Annotated in this window: 6 protein-coding genes; 5 read left to right on the top strand and 1 reads right to left on the bottom strand. The window is 70.2% G+C overall.

Annotation, left to right across the window (positions count from 1 at the left end):
- Positions 1-137 precede the first annotated feature (137 nt).
- Entirely contained in the window at positions 138-2,789 is a 2,652-nt protein-coding gene (locus AEQ27_RS13945) for a glycoside hydrolase family 2 protein (protein WP_082383593.1), read from the top strand.
- 21 nt (positions 2,790-2,810) lie between these two features.
- Here AEQ27_RS13945 and AEQ27_RS13940 read toward each other — a convergent pair whose 3' ends face one another.
- On the bottom strand, positions 2,811-3,563 hold the full coding sequence (locus tag AEQ27_RS13940) for a CPBP family intramembrane glutamic endopeptidase (protein ID WP_054147214.1): 753 nt from the start codon (positions 3,561-3,563) through the stop codon (positions 2,811-2,813).
- On the opposite strand from AEQ27_RS13940, the gene AEQ27_RS13935 reads away from it, so the two are divergent.
- The 4 genes from AEQ27_RS13935 to AEQ27_RS18395 all read left to right on the top strand — a co-directional run bounded on the left by AEQ27_RS13935 (position 3,547) and on the right by AEQ27_RS18395 (position 7,819).
- Entirely contained in the window at positions 3,547-4,728 is a 1,182-nt protein-coding gene (locus tag AEQ27_RS13935; RefSeq protein ID WP_082383595.1) for an acyltransferase, read from the top strand. The two genes, AEQ27_RS13940 and AEQ27_RS13935, sit on opposite strands and share 17 nt — an antisense overlap.
- Before the next feature lie 99 nt (positions 4,729-4,827).
- Positions 4,828-6,267, top strand: coding sequence for a polysaccharide biosynthesis tyrosine autokinase (locus AEQ27_RS13930; protein ID WP_054147212.1), 1,440 nt, complete (start codon positions 4,828-4,830; stop codon positions 6,265-6,267).
- Positions 6,264-6,875 (top strand): hypothetical protein, encoded by a 612-nt coding sequence (locus tag AEQ27_RS13925; protein WP_054147211.1) that lies wholly within the window; start codon positions 6,264-6,266, stop codon positions 6,873-6,875. Before AEQ27_RS13930 ends, AEQ27_RS13925 begins: the two co-directional genes overlap by 4 nt.
- Positions 6,872-7,819, top strand: a complete 948-nt coding sequence (locus AEQ27_RS18395; protein ID WP_054147210.1) for a hypothetical protein — start codon at positions 6,872-6,874, stop codon at positions 7,817-7,819. The genes AEQ27_RS13925 and AEQ27_RS18395 overlap by 4 nt, the downstream gene beginning before the upstream one ends.
- Positions 7,820-7,828 lie beyond the last annotated feature (9 nt).

Genomic DNA, 7,828 nt, shown 5'->3' with positions numbered 1-7,828 from the left:
GTGAAGAACCACGTTCCGTGCCATGAACCACGAACGTTCGTGGTTCATGGCACGGAACGGGGTTCATGGTGGGGCAGGCCCGCTCTGCCCTCCGTACCACCACCGCCACCACCACTCACTCGATCGCTGGGAGCGACATGAGCACCACCGAGACCACCACCACCACGACCAGCGCCACCGCCACGACCCGCGCGACGCAGCGCACCGCCCGCACCCTGCACACCGGCTGGAGCCTGCGCAGCACCGCCGGCCCCGTGCCGCCCGAGATCGCGGCCGTCGACGTGCCCGCGACCGTCCCCGGCACGGTGCACACCGACCTGTTGGCGGCGGGCCTGATCGTCGACCCGTACCTCGACGCGAACGAGCACCTGCTCGCGTGGATCGGGCAGGCCGACTGGTCGTACACGTCGACCTTCGATTGGCAGCCCGACGGGCACGACCGCCACGAGCTGGTCTTCGCCGGCCTCGACACGGTGGCCACCGTGCTGCTCAACGGCGAGGTGGTGGCCGAGACGCGCAACCAGCACCGCACCTACCGGGTCGCGGTCGACGGCCTCCTGCGCGAGGGGTCGAACGACCTCGAGGTGCGCTTCGGCTCACCGGTGGCCTACGCCGACGCGCAGAGCCTGGCGCTCGGCTACCGTCCGCACGTGAACCACCACCCGTACAACGCGATCCGCAAGATGGCGTGCAGCTTCGGTTGGGACTGGGGCCTCGACACGGCGACCTCGGGCATCTGGAAGCCCGTGACGCTGGAGTCGTGGTCGTCGGTGCGGCTGGCGGCCGTGCGTCCGGTCGTGACGGTCGACGGGACGCGGGGCGTCGTCGACGTGCACGTCGACCTCGAACGCGACGGGGCGTCGGCCGCGGCCGGGCCGGTGACGGTCCGGGCGACCGTCGGTGACGTCACGCAGGAGGCGCGGGTCGAGCCGGGCGCGGACTCCACGGTCGTGCAGGTGGGCGTCGACGACCCCGAGCTGTGGTGGCCGAGGGGTCACGGCGGGCAGCCGCTCTACGACGTGAGGGTCTCGGTGACCGGGGGAGCGGGCGGGGACGCGAGCCGCGCCTCCTCGGGGGGTGACGGCGACGGGGTCGACGCGACCCGCGCCTCCTCGGGTGTCGACGCGCCGGGCGCCGAAGCGCCGACCGGCGACGACTCGGCAGGCCCGGTGCTCGACGAGTGGTCGTCGCGGGTCGGGTTCCGCACGGTCGAGGTGCAGGTCGACCCCGACGAGGTCGGCACGAGCTTCACGGTCGTGGTGAACGGTGAGCCGCTGTGGATCAAGGGCGCGAACTGGATTCCCGACGACGCGTTCCCGCACCGCATCGGGCGTGACCGCTACCGGCAGCGCATCGAGCAGGCCGAGTTCGGCAACGTGAACCTGCTGCGGGTGTGGGGCGGTGGCATCTTCGAGTCCGACGACTTCTACGAGCTGTGCGACGAGCGGGGCATGCTCACCTGGCAGGACTTCCTGTTCGCCTGTGCCGCCTACGCGGAAGAGGACCCGCTGCGCGGCGAGGTCGAGGCCGAGGTGCGCGACAACGTGACGCGGCTGATGACGCACCCGAGCCTCGTGCTCTGGACGGGCAACAACGAGAACATCTGGGGTCACGACGAGTGGGGCTGGGAGCGCCGGCTCGACGGGGCGACCTGGGGGCTGGGCTACTACCTCGACCTGCTGCCGGCACTGGTGGGCGAGCTCGACCCGGGGCGTCCGTACGCGGCGGGCAGCCCCTGGTCGGGCAGCCTGGACGTGGCGCAGAGCGACCCCGACCACGGGTCGGTGCACCTGTGGGAGCAGTGGAACCGCACGGACTACCCGCCCTACCGCGACGTGGTGCCGCGCTTCGTGGCCGAGTTCGGCTGGCAGGGGCCCCCGACCTGGTCGGCGATGACGCGGGCGATCCACGACGAGCCGCTGACCCCCGAGTCGCCCGGCATGATCGTGCACCAGAAGGCGATGCAGGGCAACGACAAGCTGACCGACGGGCTGCTGGCGCACTACCGGCTGCCGGACGAGATCGAGGCGTGGCACTGGGCGATGCAGCTGAACCAGGCGGACGCGGTGCAGGTGGCGCTCGAGCACTTCCGGTCGCACGCTCCGCGGTGCATGGGGGCCGTGGTGTGGCAGATCAACGACTGCTGGCCGGTGACGTCGTGGGCCGCGGTCGACGGCGACGGGCAGCGCAAGCCGCTGCTCTACGCGATGCGGCACGCGTTCGCCGACCGGCTCGTGACGATCCAGCCCCGCGACGGCGGCCTCGCGGCCGTGGTGGTCAACGACACCGAGGAGGCGCTGGCCGGCCCGCTCACGCTGCGGCGCGTCGCGTACGACGGTCGCGTCCTCGCCTCGGAGCAGGTGTCGCTCACGGTGGCGGCGCGCGACACGGTGACGGTGCCGGTGCCCTCGACGGTGGCGGAGTTCGGGTCGCCCGAGTCGGAGCTGCTCGTGGCGTCGGTGCCCGGGGTGTCACGTGGGCTGTGGTTCCCGGTCGAGCCGAGGGACTCGGCGCTCGCCGCGGCGGCGCTGACTACGTCGGTGACGGCGCTGGCCGCGGGGTCGGGGTCGGGTGCGGGCTACCGGGTCGAGGTGACGGCGGGTGCGCTCGTGCGAGACCTGGCCCTGCTCGTCGACAAGGTCGCCCCCGCCGCGACGGTGGACGAGATGCTCGTGACCCTCCTGCCCGGCGAGACGGCCGTGTTCACGGTGGCGTCCGACGTGGCCGGCGTGGGGGAGGAGCTAGTCTCGGGGAGGGTGCTGCGCACAGCGAACGAGCTGGTCGGGTGAGGCGGTGCGACCTGGTCGGCGTCAGGCCGGCCAGGTCGCCCAGACCGCGACGCCGTTGAAGACGACATGGGCGACGATCGCGCCGCCGAGGCGTCCGGTCACGCTCGCGAGGGTGCCGACGATCAGGCCGAAGACGAAGGTGCTGACGACGATGATCGTGGCCGTCGTCGGCGCGACGTTCAGTCCGACGGCGACGTGGAGCACGGCGAAGAGCGCCGCCGACACGATGACGCCGCTCGTCGTCGCGAGGACCCGCAGGAGGCGCGTGTCACCGGTGAGCATTCGGTCCAGTGAGCGCAGGAGCAGCCCCCGGAAGAAGACCTCCTCGACGAGGGGAGCGACGACCACCGGGGCCAGGATCAGGACGACCGACGTCGCCAGGTCGGGTCCGCCGTCGAGGGTGGGCTGAGGTGCGAGCCCCGTGTCGCCGGTCGACACGAGGTTGAGGCCGGCGTCGAGCCCGCGGGCGCCCATGCCCGCGGCGAGGCCCCAGACGAGGTCCGTCCACCGGAACGAGAGACCGAGCGTGCGCCGCGCGCCGCCTCGGCCGAGCCCGGCGCAGGCGACGACGACGGCGATGACCAGCGGTACCCACACGACGACGTAGCTCGCCGCGGTGCCGAGCGCCGGCGGGATGCCGGGGGACCGAGCGATGAGGTCGCCGACGATGCGCGCACCGACCACGACGGCCCCCAGTGCGAGCGCCGCGTAGGCGAGGTCCCAGCGGGCAGATCGGGTTCGAACGTTTCGGCTGTCGATGTGGGGGGCCGCCATGCCCCCAAAACTAGGGCACGGGAAACGCCGAGAGGCGGAGCAACGTGTCGTCCAGGCGGACTCGACACCGCCCGGAGGATCGAAACGTCCGCCGTGGCTCGTCCGAGGTGCCAGGATCGAACCACGACGAGGAGGTCGAGTGCTGGACAGTGCCGGAACGCGGCCCCGGGAGGGCGCCGGATCGACGGCGGGTCCAGGCCGAGCTGTCTGGATAGATCTGCTACGTGGCTGCTCGATCCTCCTGGTGATGGTCTTCCACTCGTACATCTTCGCCGCGAACGACACCGGTGAGAGATCGTCTGTCCTCGATGTGGTGACAGGGACGTTCGAGCCCCTGCGGATGCCGACGATGATGTTGCTCTCGGGGCTGTTCGTGCCCCGTTCGCTGGAGAAGGGAGCCCGGCCGTATCTCGTCGGGAAGCTGCGAAGGATCGCCTACCCGTACCTCGTCTGGTCGGTGTTCATGCTGGTCTTCCTGTTCGTGGGTTCTCTGACGGTGGGGCTCCGATTCGACCCGGCCTGGGTCGGGCGTGTCTTCTACGACCCCATCGAGCACCTCTGGTTCCTCGGATACCTCTTGGCCTACTTCGTCCTGGCGCATCTGACCAGGTCATTGCCGCGCGTCCTCGTGATCGCCGGCGCGGTCGGCCTGTCCCTCCTGCCGCTCGCCTTCGAATGGCAGCACTTCTGGCAGTTGCTCGCGTTCTTCTTCGTCGGTGTCGCTGTCAGCGGTCGAGTCGGCCCCCGACTCGCCCTGTCGACAGCCCGCGGTCGGGCGTGGTTCCTGCTCCTGACGACCCTCGCGGTCTCCGTGGGGCTCGTCGTCACCGGACTCATGGAGTCCTTCCGCTTCTGGCTCTTTCCCTTGTCTCTCATGGGCATCGTCGGGGCTGCGGGCATCGCGCGGCGCGCTTCCTCGAGCCGAGTGACGGGCGGCATCGCCTTCGTCGGACGACATTCCATCGTCTTCTACCTCGTGCACTGGCCGGTCGCCATCGTCTCGTCCGAGATCGCGGCGCACGTGCTCGCGCTCCCCACGCTCGCCGTGTCGGCGGTGAACCTCGTGGCGGGTACGGCGGTGTGCACCCTGCTGGCATTCGCGTACGGCCGCTCGTCGATCGTCCGGGGACTGTTCGTCGCGCCACGACGGGGGCACCGGCGTTAGCTCGCGTCAATGGACCTACGAGGCCTGCTCATGTGGGAACATTGCCGAGATGTACCCCGGATCAGGGCGGGTGCAGCATCGAGCAAGGGGAACCCAGCCGTGGAGCTTCGCGACTACATCACCGTCCTCCGCAAAGGGTGGGCCTTCATCGTCGTCATGGTGCTGGTGGGTGTGGGGGCCGCTGCCGCCTACTCGCTCGTGAAGACCCCGGACTACAGCGCATCGGCACAAGTCTTCGTCTCGACGCAGACCAGCGGCAGCGTCGCCGACCTGGCCCAGGGGAACACCTTCACCCAGCAGCGCGTGAAGACCTACGCGAGTCTGGTCACGACGCCGATCGTGCTGCTGCCGGTCATCTCGAGTCTCGGTCTCAACATCACGGCCGAGCAACTGGCCGAGAGCATCACCGCCAGTGCGCCACTCGACACGACCTTGATCCAGATCGACGCCGTCTCGGACGACCCGGTCAGGGCCGCCGACATCGCCAACGCGACCTCGCAGAGTCTGACGAACGCCGTCGAGCAGATCGAGTCGACCGGTGACAGCGGTGGGTCCCAGGTCAAGCTGACCCGTGTGCAGGAGGCCCAGGTGCCCGTGTCGCCCGTCAGCCCGAACGTCCCGCTGAACATCGCGCTCGGATTCCTCGTCGGCCTCGCGATCGGCATCGGCATCGCCGTCCTCCGTCACGTCCTCGACAACCGCGTCCGCAACGAGTCCGACGTGGAGCGCATCAGCCCGGCGCCCGTCGTCGGCGGCATCGCGTTCGACCCGAAGGCGCAGTCGCGTCCGCTCATCGTGCAGGCCGACCCGCGCAGCCCACGTGCCGAGTCGTTCCGCACGCTGCGGACCAACTTGCAGTTCCTCGACCTCGGCGGCCGCGCCCGCACGTTCGTCATGACATCGTCCGTGCAGAGCGAGGGCAAGAGCACCACGGTGGCCAACCTGGCCATCGCCCTCGACAGTGCCGGGGCCAAGGTGATCGTGATCGACGCCGACCTGCGTCGCCCGAAACTCGGCCAGTACATGGGGCTCGACGACGCAGCCGGTCTCACCGACCTCCTGATCGGTCGCGCCGAGCTTGCAGACGTCGCCCAGCCGTGGGGTCGCGGCCAGCTGCACGTCCTCCCTGCCGGTCAGATACCGCCGAACCCCAGCGAGCTGCTCGGTTCCCGTGCCATGTCCGACTTGATTCGCGAGCTCGAGACGCGCTTCGACTACGTGCTCTTCGACGCCCCGCCGCTGCTGCCGGTGACGGACGCCGCCATCCTCTCGAAGAGCGCCAGCGGGGCGATCGTCGTCGTGTCCGCCGGCAAGACGCACAAGAACCAGCTCGCCGGGGCCGTCAGCGCCCTCGAGAGCGTGGGTGCTCCGATCGCCGGGTTCGTGATGACGATGATGCCGACCAAGGGCCCTGACGCCTACGGCTACGGGCGTTACGGGGGAGCGTACGGCTACGGCATCGACGACGATGGCGACACGAAAGCGGAAAAGAAGGAACGCATCCGCGTCGGCAGTGCCGCTCGCAAGGCCGCGAAGTGACCTCGGCCCGCCCGTTCACGATCCTCGTCGTCTGCACGGGCAACATCTGCCGTTCGCCCCTGGCCGAGCAGCTCCTGTCCGCCCGGCTCCTGGGTTCTGCCACGCCGTTCGTCGTGATGAGCGCGGGGACGATGGCGCAGGACGGTGCGCCGATGGACGATCTCGCCGCCGAGCAGTCGCGGCGTCACGGTGGCGTGCCGGACGGGCACGAAGCGACCTACTTGACCGACAAACTAGCCGAGGGTGCCGACCTCGTGCTCACCGCCTCACGCGAGCACCGGTCCGCCGTCGTCCGTCTGTCGCCCCGGGCGACTCGACGGACGTTCACGCTGCGACAGTTCGCGAGGCTCGCCGATTCGCTCGGTCTCGCAGAACTCGAGGCGGCCGGGGACACCGCACAGGTGGTCCGCTTGGTCGCCGGACAGCGTGGCATGATCCCTCCTGCGACCGACCCGGACGCCGAGGACGTCGTCGACCCGTATCGTCGATCGGTCGACGTCCACGAGAGGGCGGCCTCGGACGTGGATGACGCCGTCACCTCGATCGTGGCGGCCCTCCGGGCACCTGATCGTCGCCTCTCGGACGCCGGCGGAGGACCGGCCGCATGAGGTCGGCGGGGGAGAGCATGCGGGGCGGTCGTGGGGTGTGGTGGTTCGCCCTGCTCGGCGTGCTGGTCCTCGTCGACGTCGGGCTCATCATCGCCGCCGTCTCGTCGACCCAACCTCGAGCGCAAGCCGAGGCCGGACCCATTCCGACCTTCTCGCAAGAGCCAGGCGAAGCCGTGGCCACCCCGTCACCATCCGAGACGCCCACGCCGACTGCCTCGCCATCTGCTGCTGGGAGCGACAACACCCCGCAGGTGTTCCTGTCGGCCGTCAGTGCGACCGAAGCCTGGCGCGCGACGAGCGGCGACTGTGCAGGAACGCCGGCTCGTGTCGAGCGGACCACCGACGGCGGAGCTACTTGGGACGTGGTCACCATGCCGTTCGACCTGCGGACCGTCGTGGCCTTGAGTGCAGGGGCGGAACGCACGTCCGTGTACGGGGGTGTCGGTGGCAGCTGCGGCCTTGGATACTGGTCCACGTTCACCGCAGGGGAATTCTGGAAGGAGTACCCCTCGGACGCCATCGGTGTTTCGTATCTCGACCAGGCGACCTCGACCGTCGTCTCGGCGACGGATGTCTCACCTGCTCCCTGCGACGCACCGAGGCGTGTCCTGGTGCAGGACGCCACGACGATGGTCGTCTGCGACGGCCTCCTCGAAACGTCGGGATCGGCAGGGTGGACGCCGCTCTCCGTTGCCGGCGTGATGGACGCCACCCCTGCGGCCCCCGGATACCTCCTCGCCTTGCGAGACGCCGAGGGCTGCGACGGTATCGCCGTCGCCACGGTCGCCACACCCTTGTCCGAGGGCGTCGAGCCGACCCGCGTGGGTTGCGTCTCGGGCGCCGTCGGGACCGTCGCCACCGCCGTCACCCGGGTGGGAGACGTCGTCTGGCTCTCGTCGGCCGACCGGTCGTGGGTCTCGACGGATGGCGGTGCGACGTGGTGACCACACGCG

The sequence above is a fragment of the Frigoribacterium sp. RIT-PI-h genome (assembly GCF_001297205.1).
In the GTDB taxonomy this organism is placed as follows: Bacteria; Actinomycetota; Actinomycetes; order Actinomycetales; family Microbacteriaceae; genus Frigoribacterium.
This window is presented reverse-complemented; position numbering and strand designations above follow the sequence as displayed.